33 protein-coding genes and 1 pseudogene are annotated in these 25,535 nt (G+C 62.1%); 32 read left to right on the top strand and 2 right to left on the bottom strand.

Going from position 1 to position 25,535, the window contains the following annotated elements; all coding sequences use genetic code 11:
* Positions 1–26: 26 nt before the first annotated feature.
* Both rpoC and X741_RS163340 read left to right on the top strand, forming a co-directional pair.
* Entirely contained in the window at positions 27–4,223 is a 4,197-nt protein-coding gene (rpoC, locus tag X741_RS163335; protein ID WP_013895706.1) for a DNA-directed RNA polymerase subunit beta', read from the top strand.
* Between the two features lie 266 nt (positions 4,224–4,489).
* Positions 4,490–5,155: an O-methyltransferase gene (locus X741_RS163340; RefSeq protein ID WP_023776151.1), complete on the top strand. Its 666-nt coding sequence runs from the start codon at positions 4,490–4,492 to the stop codon at positions 5,153–5,155.
* 21 nt (positions 5,156–5,176) lie between these two features.
* Here the strand turns inward: X741_RS163340 and X741_RS163345 are convergent, their stop codons facing one another.
* Positions 5,177–6,103, bottom strand: a complete 927-nt coding sequence (locus tag X741_RS163345; RefSeq protein ID WP_023776150.1) for a Gfo/Idh/MocA family oxidoreductase — start codon at positions 6,101–6,103, stop codon at positions 5,177–5,179.
* A gap of 167 nt (positions 6,104–6,270) precedes the next feature.
* Positions 6,271–6,552, bottom strand: coding sequence for a hypothetical protein (locus X741_RS163350; RefSeq protein ID WP_023776149.1), 282 nt, complete (start codon positions 6,550–6,552; stop codon positions 6,271–6,273).
* Positions 6,553–7,044: 492 nt separating this feature from the next.
* On the opposite strand from X741_RS163350, the gene rpsL reads away from it, so the two are divergent.
* From rpsL to X741_RS163495, 30 genes and pseudogenes are all read left to right on the top strand, one after another.
* A complete protein-coding gene (rpsL, locus tag X741_RS163355; protein ID WP_006333356.1) occupies positions 7,045–7,416 on the top strand; it encodes a 30S ribosomal protein S12 in 372 nt (123 codons plus the stop codon).
* Positions 7,417–7,487: 71 nt separating this feature from the next.
* The gene (gene rpsG, locus X741_RS163360; protein WP_008875664.1) at positions 7,488–7,958 is read left to right on the top strand and encodes a 30S ribosomal protein S7; all 471 of its coding nucleotides are present in this window, start codon (positions 7,488–7,490) and stop codon (positions 7,956–7,958) included.
* A gap of 29 nt (positions 7,959–7,987) precedes the next feature.
* Positions 7,988–10,078, top strand: a complete 2,091-nt coding sequence (gene fusA, locus X741_RS163365) for an elongation factor G (protein ID WP_013895702.1) — start codon at positions 7,988–7,990, stop codon at positions 10,076–10,078.
* Positions 10,079–10,145: 67 nt separating this feature from the next.
* Positions 10,146–11,187 (top strand): annotated as a pseudogene (locus tag X741_RS01000000166165) (elongation factor Tu).
* A 69-nt stretch (positions 11,188–11,256) separates the two neighbouring features.
* Positions 11,257–11,565 carry a 30S ribosomal protein S10 gene (rpsJ, locus tag X741_RS163370; protein WP_010909272.1) on the top strand — a complete coding sequence of 103 codons (309 nt, stop codon included), beginning with the start codon at positions 11,257–11,259 and terminating at the stop codon, positions 11,563–11,565.
* Between the two features lie 61 nt (positions 11,566–11,626).
* Positions 11,627–12,340 (top strand): 50S ribosomal protein L3, encoded by a 714-nt coding sequence (gene rplC / locus X741_RS163375; protein WP_013895700.1) that lies wholly within the window; start codon positions 11,627–11,629, stop codon positions 12,338–12,340.
* Entirely contained in the window at positions 12,340–12,960 is a 621-nt protein-coding gene (gene rplD / locus X741_RS163380) for a 50S ribosomal protein L4 (RefSeq protein WP_013895699.1), read from the top strand. Before rplC ends, rplD begins: the two co-directional genes overlap by 1 nt.
* Positions 12,957–13,250 carry a 50S ribosomal protein L23 gene (locus tag X741_RS163385; RefSeq protein ID WP_010909275.1) on the top strand — a complete coding sequence of 98 codons (294 nt, stop codon included), beginning with the start codon at positions 12,957–12,959 and terminating at the stop codon, positions 13,248–13,250. The genes rplD and X741_RS163385 overlap by 4 nt, the downstream gene beginning before the upstream one ends.
* A 23-nt stretch (positions 13,251–13,273) precedes the next feature.
* Positions 13,274–14,107: a 50S ribosomal protein L2 gene (gene rplB, locus X741_RS163390; RefSeq protein ID WP_013895698.1), complete on the top strand. Its 834-nt coding sequence runs from the start codon at positions 13,274–13,276 to the stop codon at positions 14,105–14,107.
* A 16-nt stretch (positions 14,108–14,123) separates the two neighbouring features.
* Entirely contained in the window at positions 14,124–14,402 is a 279-nt protein-coding gene (rpsS, locus tag X741_RS163395; protein WP_006205463.1) for a 30S ribosomal protein S19, read from the top strand.
* Positions 14,403–14,404: 2 nt separating this feature from the next.
* A complete protein-coding gene (rplV, locus tag X741_RS163400) occupies positions 14,405–14,794 on the top strand; it encodes a 50S ribosomal protein L22 (protein WP_006205462.1) in 390 nt (129 codons plus the stop codon).
* Positions 14,794–15,519 (top strand): 30S ribosomal protein S3, encoded by a 726-nt coding sequence (gene rpsC, locus X741_RS163405; protein ID WP_013895697.1) that lies wholly within the window; start codon positions 14,794–14,796, stop codon positions 15,517–15,519. The genes rplV and rpsC overlap by 1 nt, the downstream gene beginning before the upstream one ends.
* A 27-nt stretch (positions 15,520–15,546) precedes the next feature.
* Positions 15,547–15,960, top strand: coding sequence for a 50S ribosomal protein L16 (gene rplP / locus X741_RS163410; RefSeq protein ID WP_006205460.1), 414 nt, complete (start codon positions 15,547–15,549; stop codon positions 15,958–15,960).
* Between the two features lie 13 nt (positions 15,961–15,973).
* Positions 15,974–16,174, top strand: coding sequence for a 50S ribosomal protein L29 (gene rpmC, locus X741_RS163415; RefSeq protein WP_006205459.1), 201 nt, complete (start codon positions 15,974–15,976; stop codon positions 16,172–16,174).
* An 11-nt stretch (positions 16,175–16,185) separates the two neighbouring features.
* Complete coding sequence (gene rpsQ / locus X741_RS163420) at positions 16,186–16,425, top strand: 30S ribosomal protein S17 (protein ID WP_010909280.1); 240 nt, start codon at positions 16,186–16,188, stop codon at positions 16,423–16,425.
* An 85-nt stretch (positions 16,426–16,510) separates the two neighbouring features.
* A complete protein-coding gene (rplN, locus tag X741_RS163425; RefSeq protein WP_006205457.1) occupies positions 16,511–16,879 on the top strand; it encodes a 50S ribosomal protein L14 in 369 nt (122 codons plus the stop codon).
* Between the two features lie 12 nt (positions 16,880–16,891).
* On the top strand, positions 16,892–17,206 hold the full coding sequence (gene rplX / locus X741_RS163430; protein ID WP_006205456.1) for a 50S ribosomal protein L24: 315 nt from the start codon (positions 16,892–16,894) through the stop codon (positions 17,204–17,206).
* Positions 17,199–17,777 carry a 50S ribosomal protein L5 gene (gene rplE / locus X741_RS163435; RefSeq protein ID WP_013895696.1) on the top strand — a complete coding sequence of 193 codons (579 nt, stop codon included), beginning with the start codon at positions 17,199–17,201 and terminating at the stop codon, positions 17,775–17,777. Before rplX ends, rplE begins: the two co-directional genes overlap by 8 nt.
* 27 nt (positions 17,778–17,804) lie before the next feature.
* Complete coding sequence (rpsN, locus tag X741_RS163440) at positions 17,805–18,110, top strand: 30S ribosomal protein S14 (RefSeq protein ID WP_013895695.1); 306 nt, start codon at positions 17,805–17,807, stop codon at positions 18,108–18,110.
* A gap of 12 nt (positions 18,111–18,122) precedes the next feature.
* Entirely contained in the window at positions 18,123–18,521 is a 399-nt protein-coding gene (rpsH, locus tag X741_RS163445; protein WP_006205453.1) for a 30S ribosomal protein S8, read from the top strand.
* A gap of 89 nt (positions 18,522–18,610) precedes the next feature.
* Positions 18,611–19,144 carry a 50S ribosomal protein L6 gene (rplF, locus tag X741_RS163450; RefSeq protein WP_013895694.1) on the top strand — a complete coding sequence of 178 codons (534 nt, stop codon included), beginning with the start codon at positions 18,611–18,613 and terminating at the stop codon, positions 19,142–19,144.
* Between the two features lie 140 nt (positions 19,145–19,284).
* On the top strand, positions 19,285–19,644 hold the full coding sequence (rplR, locus tag X741_RS163455; RefSeq protein ID WP_010909284.1) for a 50S ribosomal protein L18: 360 nt from the start codon (positions 19,285–19,287) through the stop codon (positions 19,642–19,644).
* 153 nt (positions 19,645–19,797) lie between these two features.
* Positions 19,798–20,361 carry a 30S ribosomal protein S5 gene (gene rpsE, locus X741_RS163460; protein WP_006333394.1) on the top strand — a complete coding sequence of 188 codons (564 nt, stop codon included), beginning with the start codon at positions 19,798–19,800 and terminating at the stop codon, positions 20,359–20,361.
* A gap of 24 nt (positions 20,362–20,385) precedes the next feature.
* Positions 20,386–20,583: a 50S ribosomal protein L30 gene (rpmD, locus tag X741_RS163465; protein ID WP_006205449.1), complete on the top strand. Its 198-nt coding sequence runs from the start codon at positions 20,386–20,388 to the stop codon at positions 20,581–20,583.
* A 22-nt stretch (positions 20,584–20,605) separates the two neighbouring features.
* Positions 20,606–21,079, top strand: coding sequence for a 50S ribosomal protein L15 (gene rplO / locus X741_RS163470; protein WP_023768599.1), 474 nt, complete (start codon positions 20,606–20,608; stop codon positions 21,077–21,079).
* Between the two features lie 194 nt (positions 21,080–21,273).
* The gene (secY, locus tag X741_RS163475; RefSeq protein ID WP_013895692.1) at positions 21,274–22,614 is read left to right on the top strand and encodes a preprotein translocase subunit SecY; all 1,341 of its coding nucleotides are present in this window, start codon (positions 21,274–21,276) and stop codon (positions 22,612–22,614) included.
* Positions 22,611–23,219: an adenylate kinase gene (locus X741_RS163480; protein ID WP_023768598.1), complete on the top strand. Its 609-nt coding sequence runs from the start codon at positions 22,611–22,613 to the stop codon at positions 23,217–23,219. Before secY ends, X741_RS163480 begins: the two co-directional genes overlap by 4 nt.
* A 206-nt stretch (positions 23,220–23,425) precedes the next feature.
* On the top strand, positions 23,426–23,794 hold the full coding sequence (rpsM, locus tag X741_RS163485) for a 30S ribosomal protein S13 (RefSeq protein ID WP_006205445.1): 369 nt from the start codon (positions 23,426–23,428) through the stop codon (positions 23,792–23,794).
* Positions 23,795–23,955: 161 nt separating this feature from the next.
* Positions 23,956–24,345, top strand: a complete 390-nt coding sequence (gene rpsK, locus X741_RS163490) for a 30S ribosomal protein S11 (RefSeq protein ID WP_006205444.1) — start codon at positions 23,956–23,958, stop codon at positions 24,343–24,345.
* Between the two features lie 100 nt (positions 24,346–24,445).
* Positions 24,446–25,456, top strand: coding sequence for a DNA-directed RNA polymerase subunit alpha (locus X741_RS163495; protein WP_006205443.1), 1,011 nt, complete (start codon positions 24,446–24,448; stop codon positions 25,454–25,456).
* The last annotated feature ends 79 nt before the right edge of the window (positions 25,457–25,535 follow it).

Here is a 25,535-nt window from a genome sequence, read left to right as displayed (position 1 = left end):
TCGAGGACCCCGAAAAGGAGAACGGCATGAACCAAGAGGTCATGAATCTCTTCAATCCGCAGGCGCCTGCGCAGGTGTTCGATTCCATCCGGATCTCGCTTGCCAGCCCTGAGAAGATTCTGTCCTGGTCGTTCGGCGAGATCAAGAAGCCGGAGACCATCAACTACCGCACCTTCAAGCCGGAGCGTGACGGTCTGTTCTGCGCGCGCATTTTTGGCCCGATCAAGGACTACGAGTGCCTGTGCGGCAAGTACAAGCGCATGAAGTACAAGGGCGTCATCTGCGAAAAGTGCGGCGTCGAAGTAACGCTGTCGCGCGTTCGCCGCGAGCGCATGGGCCATATCGAGCTCGCCGCTCCCGTCGCCCATATCTGGTTCCTGAAGTCGCTGCCCTCGCGCATCGGCACGCTGCTCGACATGACCCTGAAGGATATCGAGCGCGTCCTGTACTTCGAGAACTACATCGTCACCGAGCCTGGCCTCACCGCGCTGAAGGAGCATCAGTTGCTCAGCGAGGAAGAGTACATGATCGCCGTCGACGAGTATGGCGAGGATAGTTTCACCGCCATGATCGGCGCCGAGGCCATTCACGACCTCCTGGCCGGCATGGACCTGGAGAAGATCGCAGGCGACCTGCGTTCGGAACTGGCTTCGACCACGTCCGAGCTGAAGCAGAAGAAGTATCTGAAGCGGCTCAAGGTCGTCGAGAACTTCATGGAGTCCGGCAACCGTCCGGAATGGATGATCATGAAGGTGGTTCCGGTGATCCCGCCGGACCTGCGTCCGCTCGTCCCGCTGGACGGTGGCCGTTTCGCCACGTCCGACCTGAACGACCTCTATCGTCGCGTCATCAACCGCAACAACCGTCTGAAGCGGCTGATCGAACTGCGCGCTCCCGGCATCATCGTGCGCAATGAAAAGCGCATGCTGCAGGAAGCCGTCGATGCGCTGTTCGACAACGGCCGTCGCGGCCGCGTCATCACCGGCGCCAACAAGCGTCCGCTGAAGTCGCTGTCCGACATGCTCAAGGGTAAGCAGGGCCGGTTCCGCCAGAACCTGCTCGGCAAGCGCGTCGACTATTCCGGCCGTTCGGTCATCGTGACCGGTCCGGAGCTCAAGCTGCACCAGTGCGGCCTGCCGAAGAAGATGGCGCTCGAACTGTTCAAGCCCTTCATCTACGCCCGTCTCGACGCCAAGGGTTACTCCTCGACCGTCAAGCAGGCGAAGAAGCTGGTCGAGAAGGAGCGTCCGGAGGTCTGGGATATCCTGGACGAGGTCATCCGCGAGCATCCGGTGCTGCTGAACCGCGCGCCGACGCTGCACCGCCTCGGCATCCAGGCGTTCGAGCCGATCCTGATCGAAGGCAAGGCGATCCAGCTGCATCCGCTGGTCTGCACGGCCTTCAACGCCGACTTCGACGGCGACCAGATGGCGGTCCACGTGCCGCTGTCCCTGGAAGCGCAGCTTGAAGCCCGCGTGCTGATGATGTCGACCAACAACATCCTGCACCCGGCTTCCGGCGCGCCGATCATCGTGCCGTCGCAGGACATGGTTCTGGGTCTCTACTATCTCTCGATCGTCAACCAGAACGAGCCGGGCGAGGGCATGGTGTTTGCCGATATGGGCGAACTCCAGCACGCGCTCGAGACCAAGGCGGTGACGCTGCACGCCAAGATCAAGGGCCGCTTCCGCACGGTCGACGCCGAAGGCAAGGTCGTGTCGAAGATCCACGACACCACGCCTGGCCGCATGATCATCGGCGAGCTTCTGCCCAAGAACGTCAATGTGCCCTATGAGACCGCAAACCAGGAGATGACCAAGAAGAACATCTCCAAGATGATCGACACCGTCTACCGCCATTGCGGTCAGAAGGAGACGGTCATTTTCTGCGATCGCATCATGGCGCTCGGTTTCGCTCACGCCTGCCGTGCCGGCATTTCGTTCGGCAAGGACGACATGCTGATCCCGGACTCCAAGATCAAGCTGGTGTCGGACACCGAGGCTTTGGCCAAGGAATACGAGCAGCAGTACAATGACGGCCTGATCACCCAGGGCGAGAAGTACAACAAGGTCGTCGACGCCTGGGCCAAGTGCTCGGAAAAGGTCGCCGACGAAATGATGGCCCGCATTAAGGCCGTGGAGTTCGAGGACAATGGCCGTCAGAAGCCGATGAACTCGATCTACATGATGTCGCACTCCGGTGCGCGTGGCTCGCCCACGCAGATGCGCCAGCTCGCCGGCATGCGCGGCCTGATGGCCAAGCCGTCGGGTGAAATCATCGAGACGCCGATCATCTCGAACTTCAAGGAAGGCCTGACCGTGCTCGAGTACTTCAACTCGACCCACGGCGCCCGCAAGGGTCTGGCCGACACCGCCTTGAAGACGGCGAACTCGGGTTATCTCACCCGTCGTCTCGTCGACGTGGCGCAGGACTGCATCGTCAACTCCGTGGATTGCGGCACCGACAAGGGCCTCACCATGCAGCCGATCGTCGATGCCGGTCAGGTTGTCGCTTCGGTCGGCCAGCGCGTGCTGGGCCGCACCTCGCTCGACGATATCAACCATCCGGTGACCGGCGACCTGCTGGTCAAGGCCGGAACGCTGATGGACGAGCGTGACGTGGAGCAGATCGAAAAGGCCGGCGTCCAGTCGGTCCGCATCCGCTCGGCACTGACCTGCGAGGTCAGGGTTGGCGTGTGCGCGGTCTGCTACGGACGCGATCTGGCCCGGGGCACCCCGGTCAACCAGGGTGAAGCCGTCGGCGTCATCGCGGCGCAGTCGATCGGTGAGCCGGGCACCCAGCTCACCATGCGCACCTTCCACATGGGCGGTACCGCGCAGGTGGTGGACAGCTCGTTCCTTGAAGCCTCCTACGAGGGCAAGGTCGAGATCCGCAACCGCAACGTGGTGCGCAACTCCGACGGCCAGCAGATGGTCATGGGCCGCAACATGGCGGTGCTGATCCTCGACGAAGCCGGCAAGGAGCGCGCCACGCACCGCGTCACCTACGGTTCGCGTATCTTCGTGGACGATGGCGACAAGGTGAAGCGCGGCCAGCGTATCGCCGAGTGGGATCCCTATACTCGCCCGGTCCTCACCGAAATCGAGGGCAAGGTGTCGTACGAGGATCTGGTCGACGGCATTTCCGTCCAGGAAACGGCCGACGAGTCGACCGGCATCACCAAGCGTGAGGTCATCGACTGGCGTTCGACGCCACGCGGCAACGACCTCAAGCCGGCGATTGCGATCCTGGACGCCAAGGGCAAGGTCGGCAAGCTGTCGAAGGGTGGCGACGCCCGCTTCCTGCTCTCGGTCGAGGCCATTCTCTCGGTCGAGCCAGGTGCGCAGGTTCGCCCCGGCGACGTCCTGGCGCGTATCCCGATGGAAAGCGCCAAGACCAAGGACATCACCGGCGGTCTGCCGCGTGTTGCCGAACTGTTCGAGGCTCGTCGTCCGAAGGATCACGCCATCATCGCCGAGATCGATGGCACGATTCGCTTCGGCCGCGACTACAAGAACAAGCGCCGCATCATCATCGAGCCGCATGACTCGACGCTCGAGCCGGTCGAATACCTGATCCCGAAGGGCAAGCCGTTCCATCTCCAGGACGGCGACGTCATCGAGAAGGGCGACTACATCCTCGACGGCAATCCGGCGCCGCACGACATCCTGGCGATCAAGGGCGTGGAAGCACTTGCTTCCTACCTCGTCAACGAAATCCAGGAAGTCTACCGCCTGCAGGGCGTGTCGATCAACGACAAGCACATCGAGGTGATCGTTCGCCAGATGCTGCAGAAGGTCGAGATCACCACGCAGGGCGACTCGACCTACATTCCGGGCGACCACGTCGACGTGATCGAGCTGGAAGAGGTCAACGAGCGCCTGATCGAGGACGGCAAGAAGCCGGCCGAAGGTCAGCCGGTGCTGCTCGGTATCACCAAGGCCTCGCTGCAGACGCCGTCCTTCATCTCGGCCGCCTCCTTCCAGGAGACGACCAGGGTGCTGACGGAAGCCGCGGTTGCCGGCAAGACCGACATGCTGCAGGGCTTGAAGGAAAACGTCATCGTCGGCCGGCTGATCCCGGCCGGTACGGGTGGCACGATGAGCCAGATCCGGCGCATCGCCACCTCGCGCGACGAACTGATCATCGACGAGCGCCGCAAGGCCTCCGGTGTGGAAGTCGCCGAGCCGATGCTGGCCGACATGACAACCGCCGCGCAGTAAGCGCGGCGGCAGCAATTCCGGGAAAAGTGTAAAACGGTTTTCCGTCCGGAATTGCGCCAAAATAAGGATAGAGCGGTTCAACGTTTCCATGAAACGATGAACCGCTCTTGGAAATCTCAGGCAACAAGGCCGTCGGGGCAACCCGGCGGCCTTTTTGTTTGTTCGGGGTTTGATGTTGGGTATTCATATTCATGGCAGCTTTTCGCCCGGGGTGCCTAGCGGCATCCTTTCGCGTTTTGGCTTTCAATGGATCGGAGATTAAAACGATGAGCAAGAGAACCTGGGCTGCTGTCGACGACTACATCGTCGATGCCCTGTTCGAGGCAGATCCCACCCTCGATGCCGTTCTGGCGGCCAATCATGACCAGGGCCTGCCGGCGATCGACGTGTCGCCGGCGCAAGGCAAGCTGCTTTCAATTCTGGCGCGCATGAAAGGGGCAAGGAAGATCCTCGAGATCGGCACGCTGGGCGGCTATTCGACGATCTGGATGGCGCGCGCACTGCCTGCCGACGGTAAGATCGTGACGCTTGAACTCGACCCGCATCACGCCAAGGTCGCGCGCTCGAATTTTGAGCGGGCAGGGGTGTCGGAGCGGGTCGACCTGCGGGTCGGGCCGGCGCTTCAATCGCTCGCCGCGCTGAGCGCCGAGAACGCCGGCCCGTTCGACCTCATCTTCATCGACGCCGACAAGCCGAACAATCCGAATTATTTGTCATGGGCGATGCGGCTGTCGCGCTCAGGAACCGTCATCGTCTGCGACAACGTCATCCGTGACGGCGCGGTGCTCGACGAGGACGGTCGTGATCCCAATGTCGAAGGCGCACGTGCTGCATTCTCCTTCATCGGCGGCGACAAGCGGCTGGAAGGAACGGCCATTCAGACCGTTGGAGCGAAGGGCTATGACGGTTTTGCGATCGCGATCGTCGAGTGAACAAAAAGCAAAACGATCAGCTCAGTCGAAAAATGCCTCGACCACATTGCGCTTGCCCAGCATGAAGGCGTCGGCGACATGCTGCAGCGGCGCGAGATCGACGTCGGAGATGCCGGCGCGCACGATCTCGGCGAAGCGCTTGTAGAGCATCGGGTATTCGGCTTCCGGCTCTTCGTGGACCACCTTGCCGTCGATGGCGAGCTTCGAGCCGCCACCGGAAAGCACCATCTTGCCGGTATCCGTATCGGCTAGGATGTCCCAGCTTTGCGGACCGGTCTGCAGCCAGTCGAGCTCCATCGTTACCGGCAATCCGTTCGAGGTGCGGAAGGCGACTTGCGCCGCGACCGGGGCGGCGCGATTTTCGGGGAAGTCGAGCACCGCCGAGGTGATGAACATCGCCGGCAGGATGTGGGTCGCGATCGACAGCGCGTTGATGCCGGGATCGAAGACGCCGAAGCCGCCTGGCTGCCAGATCCAGTCCTGGTTCGGGTGCCAGCGGCGCACGTCTTCCTTCCAGACGATCGCCGCCGAGCGGATACGGGTTGAGGCGAGAAAGCTCCGCGCGGCCTCCACCGCCGGCGCATAGCGCGAATGCCAGCTGGCGAAGAGGGTAACGCCCTGTCTCGTCGCCAGCGCTTTCAGGTCCTCGACCTCGCTGACCGTGGCGCCCGGAGGCTTTTCCAGGAAGACATGCTTCTTCGCCTCGAGCGCGGTGCGCGCGGCATCGTAGCGGAATTGCGGCGGCATGCAGAGCGAGACGGCGTCCAGTTCCGGCACCGCGTCGAGCATCGCCTCGATGGTAGGAAAATTCGGGATGCCGTCGACCTTGCCATGCCGGCTGGCGGCGGTGGTCAGTCGGTAATCCTGGTCTTTCGCCAGGGCCGGCAGGTGCTGGTCGCGGACGATCTTGCCGACGCCGACGATGCCAATCTTGATGGGCTGGGACACGGTCGCTCCGTCTGTTGGGTGATGATCAGCGCTTCTTATCAGAACACTTGCCCCGAACAAGCCAGCGGTGGACGGTGAGTCCCAGCTTTGCCGGACTGCAGCGCCCAACTTTTTCTTTCGCCGGAAGGGGGCTGGCGGCGATTCGAAAGGCGAGGGGTGCCTGATTCTCAGATCGGCTCCTCGAAGGTCACGATCGACACTTCGCCTTCGAGCGCGCCTTGATAGGCTGACAGATGCGGCTCGTCGTCGGGCACGCCGTCCATGTCACCGATCTGGTCGAGTTCGGCCTCGGCGTAACCCTCAGCCGCGAGCGATTCGAGCGCTTTGCGCACAGCCGAATCGTCGTCGGGTGCGACCAGCATGACATGCACGCCCTCCACCTTGCCGCCTTTGCGTTTCCACACCCGGCCGGTGATGATGGTGACCGGACGTTCTTCATTGTCGTTCACGGCTGATTCCTCCTGGCAAAGAGCGGGCGAGGGGACTTTGACTGTTCAGGGCGGCCTTTTCGCACGAAGCGGAGCCATGCGACAGCCAAAAGCCATTCACTTTGCCAAAGGCTTGGCACTTTCTTCCTTGCCATTGCAAAATGGCGAAAGAAAATTACATGCGGTTTTCGCATGGCTGCCAAGCCTCGGCTTCAATGCAATATTTGCCACGCCGGGGTTGACGGTTCGCGGGCTTACGAGTAGAAGCCGGCCAGTCAGAACCGATGTGAGGCTCTCCTTTCCGAAGCGACACGCTTTGGAGTTTGCCTCAAACAGGGTTCGTTTTACGAGCGAAAAGACATTTCCGGCGTGCACGAAGCGGCTTCCGCTTCCTCTGCCATTTGTTCGGGCAAGACCGCGAGGCGCGGTTTGTGGCCCGAATTTGCGTATGGAAATGACGCTTTGAGCGGCCCTGACCGGGCGAGACACGGAATTGAGAGACAAGAGGGTTTAATGCCTACCGTCAACCAGCTGATCCGCAAGCCGCGCATTGCGCCGGTGAAGCGCAACAAGGTCCCGGCCATGCAGCAGAACCCGCAGAAGCGGGGCGTCTGCACGCGCGTCTACACGACGACGCCGAAGAAGCCGAACTCGGCGTTGCGCAAGGTGGCCAAGATCCGCCTGACCAATGGTTTTGAAGTGATCGGTTACATTCCCGGCGAAGGTCACAACCTTCAGGAACACTCCGTGGTCATGATCCGCGGCGGCCGCGTCAAGGATCTTCCGGGCGTCCGCTACCACATCATCCGCGGCGTGCTCGACACGCAGGGCGTGAAGAACCGCAAGCAGCGCCGTTCGAAGTACGGCGCCAAGCGTCCGAAGTAAGGCGTCCGAAGTAAGATTTTCCGGCTCTGGCGCTTCAATGCGTCGGGCTACGAGATTGAGAGACAAAAGCCATGTCGCGTCGTCACAGTGCAGAAAAGCGTGAGATCAACCCGGATCCGAAGTTCGGCGATCTGATCGTCACCAAGTTCATGAACGCCGTCATGTATGACGGCAAGAAGTCGGTTGCCGAGACCATCGTCTACGGCGCCCTCGACCAGGTTCAGTCGAAGACCAAGCAGGAGCCGGTCACCGTCTTCCATCAGGCGCTCGACAATGTCGCGCCGCATGTGGAAGTGCGTTCGCGCCGCGTTGGTGGTGCGACCTACCAGGTTCCGGTCGATGTGCGCCCCGAGCGTCGTCAGGCGTTGGCCATCCGTTGGCTGATTGCTGCCGCGCGCAACCGCAACGAGACCACGATGGTCGACCGCCTCTCCGGCGAGCTGATGGACGCGGCCAACAACCGCGGCACGGCCGTCAAGAAGCGTGAAGACACCCACAAGATGGCTGAAGCCAACCGCGCTTTCGCGCACTACCGCTGGTAAAGCGCGAACGAGACTGAGAGGCAGCTACGATGGCCCGCGAATACAAAATCGAAGACTACCGCAATTTCGGTATCATGGCGCATATTGACGCCGGCAAGACGACGACCACCGAGCGCGTTCTCTATTACACGGGCAAGTCGCACAAGATCGGCGAAGTCCACGACGGCGCTGCCACCATGGATTGGATGGAGCAGGAGCAGGAGCGCGGCATCACCATCACGTCCGCCGCGACCACGACCTTCTGGAAGGGTCGCGACGGCAAGATGCACCGCTTCAACATCATCGACACCCCCGGACACGTCGACTTCACCATTGAAGTCGAGCGTTCGCTGCGCGTGCTCGACGGCGCCATCGCGCTGCTCGACGCCAACGCCGGTGTCGAGCCGCAGACGGAAACTGTCTGGCGCCAGGCCGACAAGTACAAAGTTCCGCGCATGATCTTCTGCAACAAGATGGACAAGATCGGCGCCGACTTCTACCGCTCGGTCGAGATGATCGGCTCGCGCCTCGGTGCGCAGGCTGTCGTCATGCAGCTGCCGATCGGCGCCGAAATCGATTTCAAGGGCGTCGTCGACCTCGTGGAAATGAATGCGCTTGTTTGGCGCGACGAGACGCTGGGCGCTGCCTGGGACGTCGTCGAGATCCCGGAAGACCTCAAGGCTCGTGCCGAGGAATACCGCGAGAAGATGATCGAAGCCGCCGTCGAAATGGACGAGACGGCCCTCGAAAACTACCTCGAAGGCAAGATGCCGTCGAATGACGAGATCCGTTCGCTGATCCGCAAGGGCACGATCGCGGTCAAGTTCTACCCGATGTTCTGCGGTTCGGCCTTCAAGAACAAGGGCGTGCAGCCGCTGCTCGACGCCGTTGTCGAATACCTGCCGTCGCCGGCCGACGTGCCCGCCATCAAGGGCGTGGACGCCAAGACCGATGCCGAGATCGAGCGTCATGCGGACGATAACGAGCCGCTTTCGATGCTCGCCTTCAAGATCATGAACGACCCGTTCGTCGGTTCGCTGACCTTCGCCCGCATCTATTCGGGCAAGCTGACCAAGGGCATCTCGGTCGACAACACCGTCAAGGGCAAGAAGGAGCGCATCGGCCGCATGCTGCAGATGCATGCGAACTCGCGCGCCGACGTCGAGGAAGCTTTCGCCGGCGACATCGTCGCTCTGGCTGGCCTCAAGGACACGACCACCGGCGACACGCTGTGCGATCCGCTGCATCCGGTCATCCTCGAGCGCATGGAATTCCCCGATCCGGTCATCCAGATCGCCATCGAGCCGAAGACCAAGAACGACCAGGAAAAGATGGGCCTCGCCCTTCACCGCCTGGCTGCCGAGGATCCGTCCTTCCGCGTCAAGACCGACGAGGAAAGCGGCCAGACCATCATCTCCGGCATGGGCGAGCTGCACCTCGACATCATCGTCGACCGCATGCGTCGCGAGTTCAAGGTGGAAGCCAATGTCGGCGCTCCGCAGGTTGCCTATCGCGAGACGATCACCCGCAGGTTTGAGCAGGACTACACGCACAAGAAGCAGACCGGCGGTACCGGTCAGTTCGCCCGCGTCAAGGTTGTGTTCGAGCCGAATGCGGAAGGCGAGGACTTCGTGTTCGAGTCCAAGATCGTCGGCGGCGCGGTGCCGAAGGAATACATCCCGGGCGTCGAAAAGGGCATCCAGAGCGTCATGGGCGCCGGTCCGTTCGCGGGCTTCCCGATGATTGGCGTCAGGGCGACGCTCATCGACGGCGCCTACCACGACGTTGACTCCTCGGTCCTGGCCTTCGAAATCGCGTCCCGTGCGTGTTTCCGTGAAGCGGCACCCAAGCTCGGCGTGCAGCTGCTCGAGCCGATCATGAAGGTCGAGGTCGTGACGCCGGAAGATTATGTCGGCAGCGTCATTGGCGATCTGAACGGCCGTCGTGGCCAGATCCAGGGCCAGGAAGCGCGCGGCGTGGCTGTCGTCATCAACGCGATGGTGCCGCTCGCCAACATGTTCAAGTACGTCGACAACCTGCGCTCGATGAGCCAGGGCCGCGCGGCCTACACGATGCAGTTCGATCACTACGAGCCGGTCCCGACCGCGGTCGCCCAGGAAGTCCAGAAGAAATACGCGTAACTCGAAAGAGCTGCCGCGGTAACGCAATTCAAAGCCCGCACGGGCGAGCAGGAAATGGAGACATCACATGGCAAAAGGTAAATTCGAGCGCACTAAGCCTCATGTGAACATCGGCACGATCGGCCACGTCGATCATGGCAANCGGCGCGATCCTGGTGGTGTCGGCCGCCGACGGCCCGATGCCGCAGACCCGCGAGCACATCCTCTTGGCCCGCCAGGTCGGCGTGCCGTCGATCGTGGTGTTCCTGAACAAGGTCGACCAGGTCGACGACGCCGAGCTGCTCGAACTGGTCGAGCTCGAGGTTCGCGAGCTTCTGTCGAAGAACGAGTTCCCCGGCGACGACATTCCGATCGTCAAGGGTTCGGCGCTGGCCGCCCTTGAAGATTCGAACAAGACCATCGGCGAGGACGCGATCCGCGAGCTGATGGCTCAGGTCGACGCCTATATCCCGACCCCGGTTCGTCCGCTCGACAAGCCGTTCCTGATGCCGATCGAGGACGTGTTCTCGATCTCGGGCCGTGGCACGGTCGTGACCGGCCGCGTCGAGCGCGGCGTGGTCAAGGTCGGCGAGGAGTTGGAGATCATCGGCATCCGTCCGACGACCAAGACGACCTGCACGGGCGTGGAAATGTTCCGCAAGCTGCTCGACCAGGGCCAGGCCGGCGACAACATCGGCGCGCTCTTGCGCGGCGTTGACCGTGAAGGTGTCGAGCGTGGCCAGGTTCTGGCCAAGCCGGGCACGGTGAAGCCGCACAAGAAGTTCGTGGCCGAAGCCTACATCCTGACCAAGGACGAAGGTGGCCGTCACACGCCGTTCTTCACCAACTACCGTCCGCAGTTCTACTTCCGCACCACGGACGTGACCGGCATCGTGTCGCTGCCGGAAGGCACCGAGATGGTGATGCCCGGCGACAACATCACGGTCGATGTCGAGCTGATCGTGCCGATCGCCATGGAAGAGAAGCTGCGCTTCGCCATNCCCGGCGACAACATCACGGTCGATGTCGAGCTGATCGTGCCGATCGCCATGGAAGAGAAGCTGCGCTTCGCCATTCGTGAAGGCGGCCGCACCGTCGGTGCCGGCATCGTCGTCACCATCAAAGAGTAATTTGGACTTAAACCGATCTGTCGCGGGCGCGGGAGTTGCCCGCGCCGCGCCAGAACAAGGAAGTGACGCATGAACGGACAGAATATCCGCATCCGCCTGAAGGCGTTTGATCACCGCGTGCTCGACGCCTCGACGAAGGAAATCGTGTCGACGGCCAAGCGTACCGGTGCAAACGTCCGCGGCCCCATTCCGCTGCCGACGCGGATCGAAAAGTTCACGGTCAACCGGTCGCCTCACGTCGACAAGAAGAGCCGCGAGCAGTTCGAGATGCGCACGCACAAGCGTCTGCTCGACATCGTCGATCCGACCCCGCAGACCGTCGATGCTTTGATGAAGCTCGATCTGGCCGCCGGCGTCGACGTCGAGATCAAGCTCTAAGGGAATGAGAGCGCGGTAAGGGGCGGTGCCCCTGGCCCGGAACTCTAAAGGAATTGAACCGATGCGTTCAGGTGTGATTGCAAAGAAGGTGGGAATGACCCGCATCTACAACGATGCCGGGGAACATGTTCCCGTCACCGTTCTCCAGATGGAGAACTGCCAAGTCGTGGCGCAGCGCACGCAGGAGAAGAATGGCTACACCGCCGTTCAGCTCGGCGTTGGCCTCGCCAAGGTGAAGAACACGTCGAAGGCGCTGCGCGGCCATTTCGCGACCGCTTCCGTCGAGCCGAAGGCTAAGGTCGCCGAGTTCCGCGTCTCCGCCGACAACATGATCGATGTTGGCGCTGAGATCACCGTCGAGCACTTCGTCGCCGGCCAGAAGGTCGATGTGACGGGCACGACGATCGGCAAGGGTTTCCAGGGCGTCATCAAGCGCCACCACATGGGTGGTGGCCGCGCGACGCACGGTAACTCGGTTTCGCACCGTACGCACGGTTCGACCGGCCAGCGTCAGGACCCGGGCAAGGTGTTCAAGGGCAAGCATATGGCTGGCCACATGGGCGACACCCGCGTCACCACGCAGAATGTCGAGATCGTCTCGACCGACGCCGATCGCGGCCTGATCCTGATCCGCGGTGCGGTTCCCGGATCGAAGGGCGCATGGATCCTGGTCCGCGATGCGGCCAAGGTGGCGCTGCCGGCCAATGCGCCGAAGCCCGCCGCGATCCGTGCCGTTGCTAAGAACGAGGCTCCGGCCACAGAGGGAGCGGAATAATGGATCTCAAGATCACAACGCTGGGCGGCAAGGACGCCGGCAAGGTGAAACTCTCCGAGGAGATTTTCGGCCTTGATCCCCGCGAGGACATCCTGCAGCGCGTCGTGCGCTGGCAGTTGGCCAAGAAGCAGCAGGGCACGCACAAGGCCAAGGGCCGCGCCGAAATCGCGCGCACCGGCGCCAAGATGTACAAGCAGAAGGGTACGGGCCGCGCCCGTCACCATTCGGCACGCGCTCCGCAGTTCCGCGGCGGTGGCAAGGCCCATGGCCCGGTCGTCCGCAGCCACGAGCACGACCTGCCGAAGAAGGTCCGCGCACTCGGCCTCAAGCATGCTCTCTCGGCCAAGGCCAAGAGCGCGTCGATCATCATCATCGACGAGCTGAAGCTGACCGAGGCCAAGACGAAGGCGCTGATCGCGAATTTCGCGACGCTGGGCCTGAGCAACGCCCTGGTGATTGGTGGCGCAGAGCTTGACCAGAACTTCAAGCTGGCCGCGACCAACATTCCCAACATCGACGTGCTGCCCATCCAGGGCATCAACGTCTACGACATTCTGCGCCGCGGCACGCTGGTCCTTTCGAAGGCCGCCGTCGAGGCTCTCGAGGAGCGCTTTAAATGACCGACCTTCGTCACTACGACGTGATCGTCAGCCCGGCGATCACCGAAAAGTCGACCATGGCTTCCGAGCAGAACCAGGTCGTCTTCAACGTCGCCAAGAAGGCGTCGAAGCCGGAAATCAAGGCCGCCGTCGAAGCGCTGTTCGGCGTCAAGGTGATGGCCGTGAACACGCTTGTCCGTAAGGGCAAGATCAAGCGCTTCCGCGGCACGATCGGCCGCCAGAGCGACGTCAAGAAGGCGATCGTGACGCTGGCCGATGGCCAGTCGATCGACGTCGCGACGGGTCTCTGAGCAAGGCCGCGAGGACAACAACAATGGCACTGAAAAAATTCAACCCGGTAACGCCGAGCACCCGCCAGTTGGTCATCGTCGACCGCTCGGGCCTCTACAAGGGCAAGCCCGTCAAGGGCCTGACCGAGGGCCTGACCAAGTCGGGCGGCCGCAACAATCACGGCCGCATCACCGCCCGCTTCATCGGCGGTGGTCACAAGCGTTCGTACCGCATCATCGACTTCAAGCGCCGCAAGTTCGACGTCGTCGGCACGGTCGAGCGCATTGAATACGATCCGAACCGCACCGCCTTCATCGCGCTGATCAAGTACGACGATGGCGAGCTGTCCTACATCATCGCGCCGCAGCGCCTTGCCGCCGGCGACAAGATCGTGGCCGGCGAAGCGGTTGACGTGAAGCCGGGCAATGCGATGCCGCTGGCCTCGATGCCGGTCGGTACCATCGTTCACAACATCGAGCTGAAGCCGGGCAAGGGCGCCCAGGTCGCCCGTTCGGCTGGCGGTTACGCCCAGCTGGTCGGCCGCGACCAGGGCATGGCGATCCTGCGCCTCAATTCGGGCGAGCAGCGTGTCGTTCACGGCTCCTGCATGGCCACCGTCGGCGCCGTGTCCAACCCGGACCACGGCAACATCAATGACGGCAAGGCCGGCCGCACGGTTTGGCGCGGCAAGCGTCCGCACAATCGCGGCGTGACCATGAACCCGGTCGACCACCCGCATGGCGGTGGTGAAGGCCGCACCTCCGGTGGCCGTCATCCGGTCAGCCCGTGGGGCAAGCCGACCAAGGGCAAGAAGACGCGGTCCAACAAGGCGACCGACAAGTTCATCCTGCGCTCGCGCCATCAGCGCAAGAGCTAAGAAGAGGTAACGCCAAGTGACTCGTTCTATTTGGAAAGGCCCCTTCATCGACGGCTACCTTCTGAAGAAGGTGGACAAGGTTCGTGAAGGTGGTCGCAATGAGGTGATCAAGATGTGGAGCCGTCGCTCCACCATCCTGCCGCAGTTCGTCGGCTTCACCTTCGGTGTCTACAACGGCCAGAAGCATGTTCCCGTTTCGGTGAACGAGGACATGGTCGGTCATAAGTTCGGTGAATTCGCTCCGACCCGGACCTATTACGGTCACGGCGCGGATAAGAAGGCGAAGAGGAAATAATCATGGGCAAGGCCAAAGCTCCGCGCAGGCTTGCTGACAACGAAGCGCGCGCCGTATTGCGCACGATCCGTATCAGCCCGCAGAAGCTGAACCTGGTTGCCGCGCTGATCCGCGGCAAGAAGGTCGCGACAGCGCTTTCCGATCTCGAATTCTCGGCCAAGCGGATTTCCGGCACGGTCAAGAAGACGCTGGAATCGGCGATTGCCAACGCGGAAAACAACCACGACCTGGACGTCGATGCGCTGATCGTGGCGGAAGCCTATGTCGGCAAGTCGATTGTCATGAAGCGGTTCCACGCTCGTGGCCGTGGTCGCGCCAGCCGTATCGAGAAGCCGTTCTCGCACCTCACGATCGTCGTTCGTGAAGTCGAAGAAAAAGGGGAGGCCGCATAATGGGCCAGAAAGTCAATCCGATCGGTCTTCGCCTCGGCATCAACCGCACCTGGGATTCGCGCTGGTTCGCGAACACCGGCGAGTACGGCAAGCTGCTGCATGAGGACATCAAGATCCGCAAGTATCTTGAGAAGGAACTCAAGCAGGCGGCGATCTCCAAGGTGGTGATCGAGCGCCCGCACAAGAAGTGCCGCGTCACCATCCATGCCGCGCGCCCGGGCCTGATCATCGGCAAGAAGGGCGCCGACATCGAGAAGCTTCGCAAGAAGCTGATGGAGATGACGAAGTCCGAGACGCACCTCAACATCGTCGAAGTGCGCAAGCCGGAAATCGACGCGACCCTGGTCGCCCAGTCGATCGCCCAGCAGCTCGAGCGTCGTATTGCGTTCCGCCGCGCCATGAAGCGCGCCGTGCAGTCGGCGATGCGCCTCGGTGCCGAGGGCATCCGCATCAACTGCGCCGGCCGTCTCGGCGGCGCCGAGATCGCGCGCATGGAATGGTACCGCGAAGGCCGCGTGCCGCTGCATACGCTGCGCGCCGATGTCGACTACGGCACGGCCGAGGCGAACACCGCGTACGGTATCTGCGGCGTCAAGGTCTGGGTATTCAAGGGCGAGATCCTCGAGCACGATCCGATGGCTTCGGAGCGTCGCGCGACCGAGGGTGATGCTGCGCATGGCGGTGGTGGTGATCGCGAACGCGGTCGTCGTCGCGAAAACGCCTGAGACATTTAGGAATTTGGAGTTAGAACGATGCTGCAGCCAAAGCGCACAAAGTTCCGCAAGCAGTTCAAGGGCCGTATCCATGGTACCGCAAAGGGCGGCACCAACCTGGATTTCGGTGGTTTCGGGCTGAAGGCGCTTGAGCCGAACCGCGTCACCGCGCGTGAGATCGAGGCGGCCCGCCGCGCGATCACTCGTGAAATGAAGCGCGCTGGCCGCGTCTGGATCCGTATTTTCCCGGACGTGCCGGTCACCTCGAAGCCGACCGAAGTCCGCATGGGCAAGGGCAAGGGCGCGGTCGACTACTGGGCGGCGCGCGTCAAGCCGGGCCGCATCATGTTCGAGATCGACGGCGTCAATGAAGAAACCGCCCGTGAGGCGCTGCGTCTCGGCGCGGCCAAGCTCTCGGTCAGGACGCGCTTCGTACAGCGCATCGCAGAATAAGGACGGGCTGATCATGAAAGCCGAAGACATCCGGACCAAGACCCAGGACCAGCTGACCGACGACCTGGCCAGCCTGAAGAAGGAGCAGTTCAACCTGCGCTTCCAGAAGGCCACCGGCCAGCTCGAGAAGACCGCGCGCGTGAGGCAGGTCCGTAAGGATATTGCGCGTATCAAGACCATCGCTGCGGAAAAGTCCGCGGCCAAGAAGGCTTAAGGACGAAAACCATGCCAAAGCGCATTCTGCAGGGCACCGTCGTCAGCGACAAGAACGAGAAGACGGTTGTCGTCAAAGTCGAACGGCGCTTCACGCATCCCGTGATGAAGAAGACCGTGCGCATGACCAAGAAGTACAAGGCGCACGACGAGAACAACGCCCACAAGGTTGGCGATCAGGTGTTCATCCAGGAATCGAAGCCGATTTCCAAGGACAAGCGCTGGATCGTCGTGTCTTCGGACCAAGCCTGACCTCTGGGCGTAAACAACGAATTTTGGACAGACCGGGGAGGGGCTTTGAGGCCCGTCCCGTTAGAAAAGAAGAAGGCGGCCAGTCATGATTCAGATGCAAACAAACCTCGACGTGGCGGATAATTCCGGCGCGCGTCGTGTCATGTGCATCAAGGTGCTGGGCGGCTCGAAGCGGAAATACGCTTCCGTGGGCGACATCATCGTGGTGTCGATCAAGGAAGCCATTCCGCGCGGCCGCGTTAAGAAGGGCGATGTGATGAAGGCGGTCGTGGTTCGCACGGCCAAGGACATCCGCCGCCCGGACGGCAGCGTGATCCGTTTCGACAAGAACGCGGCCGTTCTCGTCGACAACAAGAAAGAGCCGATCGGCACGCGTATCTTCGGACCGGTTCCGCGCGAACTCCGCGCCAAGAACCATATGAAGATCATCTCGCTCGCGCCTGAAGTGCTGTAAGGAGCCGGACCAATGCAAAAGATTAGAAAAGGCGACAAGGTCGTCGTTCTGGCCGGCAAGGACAAGGGCCGTTCGGGCGAAGTCCTCTCGGTTCAGCCGAAGGATGACACCGCGCTGGTGCGCGGCGTCAACATGATCCGTCGTCACCAGAAGCAGTCCCAGTCCCAAGAGGGCGGGATCATCACCAAGGAAGCGCCGATCCAGCTGTCGAACATCGCGCTGGCCGACCCCAAGGATGGCAAGCCGACCCGCGTCGGTTTCATCTTCCAGAAGGACGGCAAGAAGGTGCGCGTCGCCAAGCGCTCGGGAGAAGTCATCAATGGCTAAGGCACAAAGCAAGCAGGCGACTGCCACCAACACGCCGCGCCTCAAGCAGGTCTACAACGAGACCATCCGCAAGGCGCTGCAGGAGCAGTTCGGCTACGACAACGACATGCAGGTTCCGCGCCTCGACAAGATCGTGCTGAACATGGGCGTCGGTGAAGCGACCGCCGATTCGAAGAAGCCTTCGGTTGCCGCCGAAGACCTGGCGATGATCGCCGGCCAGAAGGCCGTCGTCACCCGCGCCCGCAATTCGATCGCCGGCTTCAAGGTCCGCGAGAACATGCCGATCGGCGCCAAGGTCACGCTGCGCAAGGAACGCATGTACGAGTTCCTCGACCGCCTCGTGAACATCGCGCTGCCGCGCGTCCGCGACTTTCGCGGACTGAATCCGAAGAGCTTCGATGGCCGTGGCAACTACGCCATGGGCATCAAGGAACACATCGTGTTTCCGGAGATCAACTACGACAAGGTTGATCAGATCTGGGGCATGGACGTCATCGTTTGTACGACTGCGAAGACGGACGACGAAGCCAGGGCATTGCTCAAGGCCTTCAACTTCCCCTTCCGCCAGTAACGGCAGCGAGAAAAGGAAAAATCTGAAATGGCAAAGACCAGCTCAGTCGAGAAGAACAACAGGCGCCGCAAGCTTGCCGACCAGTACGGTCCCAAGCGCGCTGCCCTCAAGGCGATCATCATGGATCAGTCCAAGCCGATGGAAGAGCGCTTTCGTGCTCAGCTCAAGCTTGCCGCCATGCCGCGAAACTCGGCCAAGATCCGCATCCGCAACCGCTGCGAAGTCACCGGCCGCCCGCGTGCCTACTATCGCAAGCTCAAAGTATCGCGCATCGCGCTTCGTGATCTCGGCAATAACGGCCAGATCCCGGGCCTGGTCAAGTCGAGCTGGTAAGGAGGACATAACATGTCATTGAGCGATCCTCTCGGCGATATGCTGACCCGCATCCGCAACGCCTATGGCCGCAAGAAGTCGAGTGTCTCGACGCCGGCTTCGCGTCTGCGCACCCGCGTCCTCGACGTGCTGAAGGCTGAAGGCTATATCCGCGATTACAGCCAGACCGACTTCGACAACGGCAAGTCCGAAATCGAAATCGAGCTGAAGTATTTCGACGGCGCGCCGGTCGTGCGTGAAATCGCCCGCGTCTCGAAGCCGGGCCGCCGCGTTTACGTTTCGGCCAAGTCGATCCCGCACGTCGCCAACGGCCTCGGCATCGCCATCCTTTCGACACCGAAGGGCGTGATGGCCGACCACGAAGCACGCGAACAGAACGTCGGCGGTGAGATCCTCTGCCAGATCTTCTGATCTGGCAGCTGACCGCAAAGTGGAATCCGGTCTTCGGATCGTTTCCGAAGACAGAGACCTGAAACAAGAGAAGTGACGAGGACAACAAAATGTCTCGTATTGGAAAGAAACCCGTTTCGCTGCCGCAGGGCGTGACCGCGACCGTCAACGGCCAGACCGTGACGGCGAAGGGCCCCAAGGGCGAGCTGAAGTTCGTGGTGAACGACGAAGTCCTGGTCAAGATGGAAGGCAGCGAGATCGCTGTCCAGCCGCGCGACCAGACCAAGACGGCCCGCTCCAAGTGGGGCATGTCGCGCACGCAGATCGTCAACATCCTGCAGGGTGTGAAGGACGGCTTCGAGAAGAAGCTCGAGATCACCGGCGTCGGCTATCGTGCCGCACTTCAGGGCAAGAACCTGCAGCTGGCACTTGGCTTCAGCCATGACGTCGTCTACGAGACGCCGGCTGGCATCACCATCACGGTGCCGAAGCCGACGGAAATCACCGTGGCCGGCATCGACAAGCAGCAGGTCGGCCAGGTGGCCGCCGAGATCCGCGAATACCGCGGCCCCGAGCCCTACAAGGGCAAGGGCGTCCGCTACGCTGGCGAGAAGATCGTCCGCAAGGAAGGCAAGAAGAAGTAGTGGGCTTGGTCCCGAAAGGTTGAAGACTTTTCGGAAAGGGCCAAGCTGAAGAAGTGCAACGCCGCGGGGAGCGGTCGCGGGAGGCGCTTTCGCCTACCGCACATGGCGGCCCCCGTTTTTTGAAGGCAAGGAAGACCATCATGGGTACCAAGGAATCCACGCAGCGCCGTGCGCAGCGCGTTCGCCGCCAGATCAGGAAGGTCGCCGGCGAGCGTCCGCGTCTGTCGGTTCACCGCACCTCGAAGAACATCTATGTCCAGGTGATCGACGACGCCAAGGGCCACACCATCGCTGCCGCCTCGACGCTCGAGAAGGACCTCAAGGGTTCGCTCAAGACCGGCGCCGACACCGCCGCCGCCGCCGCGATCGGCAAGCTGATCGCTGAGCGCGCCACCAAGGCCGGCGTCAAGGAAGTCGTCTTCGACCGTGGCCCGTACATCTATCATGGCCGCGTCAAGGCGCTGGCCGAAGCCGCCCGCGAAGGTGGCCTGAGCTTCTAAGCATGATCCCGAAAAGTTGCAGACTTTTCGGATAGGGATTATGCGAAGGAAAAAATAGCTTTTCGCTCCCGGTGACGGTTTCCCGATTTATTCGGGGCGAGGCACCGGATCTTATCAGCAACCGTGCTTCCGGAAAAAAACAAGGAACAGGATATGGCACAGGAACGTAGGGATGGCGGCCGCGGCCGCGATCGTGAAGAACGCGATGACGGCATGGTGGACAAGCTGGTCCACATCAACCGCGTCGCCAAGGTCGTCAAGGGTGGCCGCCGCTTCGGCTTCGCCGCGCTCGTCGTCGTCGGCGACCAGAAGGGCCGCGTCGGCTTCGGTCACGGCAAGGCACGCGAAGTGCCGGAAGCCATCCGCAAGGCAACCGAATCGGCCAAGCGCGACATGATCTTCGTGCCGCTGCGCTCGGGCCGCACGCTGCACCACGACGTCGAGGGACGCTGGGGCGCCGGACGCGTTCTGCTGCGCGCTGCCAAGCAGGGTACCGGCATCATCGCCGGCGGCCCGATGCGCGCTGTCTTCGAGACGCTCGGCATGCATGACGTGGTCGCCAAGTCGATGGGTTCGTCGAACCCCTACAACATGGTTCGTGCCACCTTCGACGCGCTGAAGAGCCAGATGCATCCCAAGGATGTGGCTGCCGCGCGCGGCATCAAGTATTCGACCCTTCAGGCCCGCCGCGGCACCGCCGTTGCGGCTGAAGAATAGTCGATCTGACCAGGGATTTTGACCATGGCCAAGAAAGCAACCAAGACCATCACCGTTGAGCAGATCGGTTCGCCGATCCGCCGCCCGAAGGAACAGCGCGCGACGCTGGTCGGCCTCGGCCTCAACAAGATGCACAAGCAGCGCACTCTGGAAGATACGCCTTCCGTGCGCGGCATGATCGCTGCCGTTCAGCATCTCGTCCGCGTCGTGGACGAGGGCTGAGCCAAAGCGCAGGAGAACCCAGATGAAACTCAACGATCTGCGTGACAAGGACGGCGCGACGCACTCCAAGAAGCGTCTCGGCCGTGGCATCGGTTCCGGCTCGGGCAAGACCGCCGGTCGCGGCGTCAAGGGCCAGAAGGCGCGCTCCGGCGTCGCCGTCAACGGCTTCGAGGGTGGCCAGATGCCGCTTTACCGGCGCCTGCCGAAGCGTGGCTTCAACAACATCTTCGCCAAGAGCTTCACCGTCGTCTCGCTGGCCCGCATCCAGGTGGCCATCGATGCCAAGAAGCTCGATGCCAAGGCAACCGTGACGGCTGAATCGCTGGTTGCCGCCGGCGTCATTCGTCGCGTCAAGGACGGCGTGCGCATCCTTTCGGACGGCGAGATCAAGGCGAAGCTCGCCTTCGACGTCGCCGGTGCCTCCAAGGCCGCGATCGAGAAGATCGAAAAGGCCGGCGGCTCGGTCAAGCTGCCGGAAAAGGCAGCCGCGGAGTAACGGCAATTTGAAGCGCGACCGGTAAGAATGGGATCCCGTTTTTGCCCACGATCGCGCTTTGATCTGCTCAATTAAGCGGCCGCGTCAACGCGGCCGCTTGCATGTTTAGAGCCCGGAGCTTATCTCGTGAGCTTCGGTGAAACGCACCGCCTGACCTCACGGGCCATCAAGCGTTACCAAGCGGAGAATCAGGCATGGCTTCGGCTGCTGAACAATTAGCCTCGAATCTGAATTTCTCGGCCTTCGCCAAGGCGGAGGACCTGAAGAAACGCATCTGGTTCACCATCGGCGCGCTGCTCGTCTACCGCCTCGGCACCTACATTCCGCTTCCCGGCATCAATCCCGACGCCTTCGCCCAGGCCTTCTCCTCGCAGAGCAAGGGCGTGCTTGGCATGTTCAACATGTTCGCCGGCGGCGCCGTGCAGCGCATGGCGATCTTCGCGCTCGGCATCATGCCCTACATCTCCGCCTCCATCATCATGCAGCTGATGACCTCGGTCATCCCTTCGCTGGAAGCGCTGAAGAAGGAAGGCGAGCAGGGTCGCAAGGTCATCAATCAGTACACGCGCTACGGCACCGTGCTGCTCGCGCTGGTTCAGGCCTATGGCATTTCGGTCGGGCTGGAAAACGGCAACGGCATCGTCAGCGATCCCGGCATGTTCTTCCGCATTTCGACCGTCGTCACCCTGGTCGGCGGCACCATGTTCCTGATGTGGCTCGGTGAGCAGATCACCGCGCGCGGCATCGGCAACGGCATTTCGCTGATCATCTTCTCGGGCATCGTCGCCGGCCTGCCGCACGCCATCTCCGGCACGCTGGAACTCGGCCGCACCGGCGCCCTATCGACCGGCCTGATCCTGGCGATCATCGTGCTGGCCATCGTCGTCATCGCGCTGATCGTGTTCTTCGAGCGCGCCCAGCGGCGCCTGCTGATCCAGTATCCGAAGCGCCAGGTCGGCAATCGCATGTTCCAGGGCGACACCTCGCACCTGCCGCTCAAGCTGAACACGTCGGGCGTCATCCCGCCGATCTTCGCCTCGTCGCTGCTGTTGCTGCCGGCCACCATCGCCGGCTTCTCCCAGACGACCAACATGCCGGCCTGGGCCAGCACCATCTTGGCCTCGCTCGGCCACGGCCAGCCGCTCTACATGGCGTTCTACGCGGCGATGATCGTGTTCTTCGCCTTCTTCTACACAGCGATTGTCTTCAACCCGAAGGACACCGCCGACCAGCTCAAGAAGCATTCGGGCTTCATCCCGGGCTATCGTCCGGGCGAGCGCACCGCCGATTACATCGATTACGTTCTCACCCGCATCACCGTCGTCGGCGCCATCTATCTGGTGCTGGTGTGCCTGCTGCCGGAGTTCCTGATCTCGGCGACTGGCGTACCATTCTACCTTGGTGGCACATCGCTTCTGATCGTGGTCAGTGTCACGCTCGATACGGTTGCGCAGATTCAGGGCCACCTGATCGCGCACCAGTATGAAGGCCTGATCAAGAAGTCGAAGCTGCGCGGGGGGAAGAAAGCCAGATGAGGTTGATTTTGCTTGGGCCGCCAGGAGCGGGCAAGGGGACACAAGCACAAAGACTGGTAGAGAAACACGGCATACCCCAGTTGTCGACGGGCGACATGCTGCGTGCCGCCGTTCAAGCCGGCACCGAAGTCGGCAAGCGTGCCAAGGCGGTGATGGATGCCGGTGAACTGGTGTCCGATGCCATCGTCAACGCCATTGTTGCCGAGCGGATCGACCAGGCCGACTGCGCCAAGGGCTTCATCCTCGACGGCTACCCGCGCACGCTGGTGCAGGCCGATGCGGTCGAGCAGATGCTTGCCGAGCGTGGCATCGGCCTCGATACGGTCATCGAACTGGTCGTCGACGACAGGGCCTTGGTCGGCCGCATCGTCAAGCGCGCCGAGGATGCCAAGGCAGCCGGCCAGCCGGTGCGCAAGGACGACAATCCCTCGGTGTTCGAAGAGCGCCTGCGCGAGTACTACAAGAAGACCGCACCGCTGACCGGCTACTACTACGCCAAGGGCAGGCTCAAAACTGTCGACGGCATGGCCAGCATCGACGCGGTGACCGCCGAAATCGAAACCGTGCTCGCGGCGACCGCTCAAGGGGCGGAGTCGGTAAATTAACGATTGCGCTTGACGGGAGCGGTTCGCTGCGGTATGGCGGCCCGTCTTCCTATCAGGCATGGGCTTTGCTTGTCCGCAAGGGCAAGGCAGTCGCTTTGAACTGGAAACTCCCGCATGGGCCGGCCTCCACCGGACGCGGGGCAACTTTGACAGCGCCGGACCTGCCTTTTTGAGGGTTGGCCGGCCCACATGGAGAAGAGAAGAACATGGCTCGTATAGCCGGCGTCAACATTCCGACCAACAAGCGCGTCGTCATCGCGCTTCAGTACATTCACGGCATTGGCAAGAAGTTCGCCCAGGAGATCGTCGACAAGGTCGGCATCCCGGCGGAGCGCCGCGTCAACCAGCTCACCGACGCGGAAGTGCTGCAGATCCGTGAGACCATCGACCGCGACTACCAGGTCGAAGGCGACCTGCGCCGCGAAGTGTCGATGAACATCAAGCGGCTCATGGACCTCGGCTGCTACCGCGGCCTGCGTCACCGCCGCTCGCTGCCGGTTCGCGGCCAGCGCACCCACACCAATGCACGCACCCGCAAGGGCCCGGCCAAGTCGATCGCCGGCAAGAAGAAGTAATTTTTTAGGGGAATAAGGGAGTAGGGGAGTAAGGCAGTAGGGAATGCCCGCAGATCGGGTCGCACTTTTCCCTACTCCCTTACTGCCCTATTCCCCTACTCCCTTACGAAGGTGGAGCCGCTGGCATTACGGCGGTGTAGAGATCAACTGAAAGGACTATCATGGCCAAGGAAGCCGCTCGTGTTCGCCGTCGCGAACGCAAGAATATCTCGTCGGGCGTTGCCCACGTCAATTCGACCTTCAACAACACGATGATCACCATCACAGACGCGCAGGGCAATTCGATCGCCTGGTCGTCGGCCGGTGCCCAGGGCTTCAAGGGGTCGCGCAAGTCGACCCCGTTCGCCGCCCAGATGGCGGCCGAGGACGTTGCCAAGAAGGCCCAGGAACACGGCATGCGCATGCTCGAAGTCGAGGTCTGCGGACCTGGCTCGGGCCGCGAATCGGCGCTGCGCGCCCTGCAGGCGGCCGGCTTCACCATCACCTCGATCCGTGATGTGACGCCGATTCCGCACAATGGCTGCCGTCCGCGCAAGAAGCGCCGCGTCTAACATTATTGAACGCCGTGCGAACGCCGAAAGGCGTTCCTCCACGGTATTCCAGGTCGCCCGCCACGATTGGATGGTGGCGGGTCAACGGAAGGAAAGCATCATGATCCAGAAAAATTGGCAGGAACTGATCAAGCCGAACAAGATCGAGTTCTCGTCGAAGAAGAAGACGCTGACCACGCTGGTCGCCGAGCCGCTCGAGCGCGGCTTTGGCCTCACGCTCGGCAACGCGCTGCGCCGCGTGCTTCTGTCTTCGCTGCGCGGTGCGGCCGTCACCGCCGTGCAGATCGACGGTGTCCTGCATGAATTCTCGTCCATCGCCGGCGTGCGCGAGGACGTGACCGACATCGTTCTGAACATCAAGGAAATCGCCATCCGCATGGAAGGCGATGGACCCAAGCGCATGGTCGTGCGCAAGCAGGGACCGGGCGCGGTTCTGGCCGGCGACATCCAGACGGTTGGCGACGTCGAGATCCTGAACCCCGACCACGTCATCTGCACGCTGGACGAAGGCGCTGAAATCCGCATGGAATTCACCGTCGACACCGGCAAGGGTTACGTGCCGGCCGAGCGCAACCGCGCCGAGGACGCGCCGATCGGCCTGATCCCGGTCGACAGCCTCTATTCGCCGGTGAAGAAGGTTTCCTACAAGGTCGAGAACACCCGCGAAGGCCAGGTTCTCGACTATGACAAGCTGACCATGACCATAGAGACGGACGGTTCGATCTCGGGCGAGGATGCGGTGGCGTTCGCCGCTCGCATCCTGCAGGACCAGCTCGGCCTGTTCGTCAACTTCGACGAGCCGCAGAAGGAAGTCGCGGCGGAAGCCGTCACCGAGCTCGCCTTCAACCCGGCGCTGCTCAAGAAGGTCGACGAACTCGAGCTTTCCGTGCGTTCGGCCAACTGCCTGAAGAACGACAACATCGTCTACATCGGCGATCTCATCCAGAAGACCGAAGCCGAGATGCTGCGCACCCCGAACTTCGGCCGCAAGTCGCTGAACGAGATCAAGGAAGTACTGGCGGCGATGGGCCTGCACCTCGGCATGGAAGTGCCGGACTGGCCGCCGGAAAACATCGAAGACCTCGCCAAGCGTTACGAAGATCAATATTGAGCATGAATTCCAAGGATTGGCGGCCTTGGCCGCTCGATCCGACGGTCATGCGGAAAACCATCAGAGGCCGTGTCCTCTT

The organism is Mesorhizobium sp. LNHC221B00 (assembly GCF_000502935.1).
Classification (GTDB): domain Bacteria; phylum Pseudomonadota; class Alphaproteobacteria; order Rhizobiales; family Rhizobiaceae; genus Mesorhizobium; species Mesorhizobium opportunistum.
Note: the sequence above shows the minus strand (reverse complement) of the source record. Positions and strands in the feature narration are given on the sequence as shown.

Coding starts and splice junctions, on each gene's coding strand:
- rpoC (WP_013895706.1), top strand. CDS start 27: ATGAACCAAGAGGTCATGAATCTCTTCAATCCGCAGGCGCCTGCGCAG.
- rpsG (WP_008875664.1), top strand. CDS start 7,488: ATGTCGCGTCGTCACAGTGCAGAAAAGCGTGAGATCAACCCGGATCCG.
- rplB (WP_013895698.1), top strand. CDS start 13,274: ATGGCACTGAAAAAATTCAACCCGGTAACGCCGAGCACCCGCCAGTTG.
- rpmC (WP_006205459.1), top strand. CDS start 15,974: ATGAAAGCCGAAGACATCCGGACCAAGACCCAGGACCAGCTGACCGAC.
- rpmD (WP_006205449.1), top strand. CDS start 20,386: ATGGCCAAGAAAGCAACCAAGACCATCACCGTTGAGCAGATCGGTTCG.
- rpsH (WP_006205453.1), top strand. CDS start 18,123: ATGTCATTGAGCGATCCTCTCGGCGATATGCTGACCCGCATCCGCAAC.
- rpsL (WP_006333356.1), top strand. CDS start 7,045: ATGCCTACCGTCAACCAGCTGATCCGCAAGCCGCGCATTGCGCCGGTG.
- rplV (WP_006205462.1), top strand. CDS start 14,405: ATGGGCAAGGCCAAAGCTCCGCGCAGGCTTGCTGACAACGAAGCGCGC.
- rpsJ (WP_010909272.1), top strand. CDS start 11,257: ATGAACGGACAGAATATCCGCATCCGCCTGAAGGCGTTTGATCACCGC.
- rplX (WP_006205456.1), top strand. CDS start 16,892: ATGCAAAAGATTAGAAAAGGCGACAAGGTCGTCGTTCTGGCCGGCAAG.
- fusA (WP_013895702.1), top strand. CDS start 7,988: ATGGCCCGCGAATACAAAATCGAAGACTACCGCAATTTCGGTATCATG.
- rplO (WP_023768599.1), top strand. CDS start 20,606: ATGAAACTCAACGATCTGCGTGACAAGGACGGCGCGACGCACTCCAAG.
- rpsE (WP_006333394.1), top strand. CDS start 19,798: ATGGCACAGGAACGTAGGGATGGCGGCCGCGGCCGCGATCGTGAAGAA.
- rplE (WP_013895696.1), top strand. CDS start 17,199: ATGGCTAAGGCACAAAGCAAGCAGGCGACTGCCACCAACACGCCGCGC.
- X741_RS163340 (WP_023776151.1), top strand. CDS start 4,490: ATGAGCAAGAGAACCTGGGCTGCTGTCGACGACTACATCGTCGATGCC.
- rplP (WP_006205460.1), top strand. CDS start 15,547: ATGCTGCAGCCAAAGCGCACAAAGTTCCGCAAGCAGTTCAAGGGCCGT.
- X741_RS163495 (WP_006205443.1), top strand. CDS start 24,446: ATGATCCAGAAAAATTGGCAGGAACTGATCAAGCCGAACAAGATCGAG.
- rpsM (WP_006205445.1), top strand. CDS start 23,426: ATGGCTCGTATAGCCGGCGTCAACATTCCGACCAACAAGCGCGTCGTC.
- rplC (WP_013895700.1), top strand. CDS start 11,627: ATGCGTTCAGGTGTGATTGCAAAGAAGGTGGGAATGACCCGCATCTAC.
- rplD (WP_013895699.1), top strand. CDS start 12,340: ATGGATCTCAAGATCACAACGCTGGGCGGCAAGGACGCCGGCAAGGTG.
- rpsC (WP_013895697.1), top strand. CDS start 14,794: ATGGGCCAGAAAGTCAATCCGATCGGTCTTCGCCTCGGCATCAACCGC.
- X741_RS163480 (WP_023768598.1), top strand. CDS start 22,611: ATGAGGTTGATTTTGCTTGGGCCGCCAGGAGCGGGCAAGGGGACACAA.
- rpsN (WP_013895695.1), top strand. CDS start 17,805: ATGGCAAAGACCAGCTCAGTCGAGAAGAACAACAGGCGCCGCAAGCTT.
- rpsQ (WP_010909280.1), top strand. CDS start 16,186: ATGCCAAAGCGCATTCTGCAGGGCACCGTCGTCAGCGACAAGAACGAG.
- rplN (WP_006205457.1), top strand. CDS start 16,511: ATGATTCAGATGCAAACAAACCTCGACGTGGCGGATAATTCCGGCGCG.
- rplR (WP_010909284.1), top strand. CDS start 19,285: ATGGGTACCAAGGAATCCACGCAGCGCCGTGCGCAGCGCGTTCGCCGC.
- rpsK (WP_006205444.1), top strand. CDS start 23,956: ATGGCCAAGGAAGCCGCTCGTGTTCGCCGTCGCGAACGCAAGAATATC.
- secY (WP_013895692.1), top strand. CDS start 21,274: ATGGCTTCGGCTGCTGAACAATTAGCCTCGAATCTGAATTTCTCGGCC.
- rplF (WP_013895694.1), top strand. CDS start 18,611: ATGTCTCGTATTGGAAAGAAACCCGTTTCGCTGCCGCAGGGCGTGACC.
- X741_RS163385 (WP_010909275.1), top strand. CDS start 12,957: ATGACCGACCTTCGTCACTACGACGTGATCGTCAGCCCGGCGATCACC.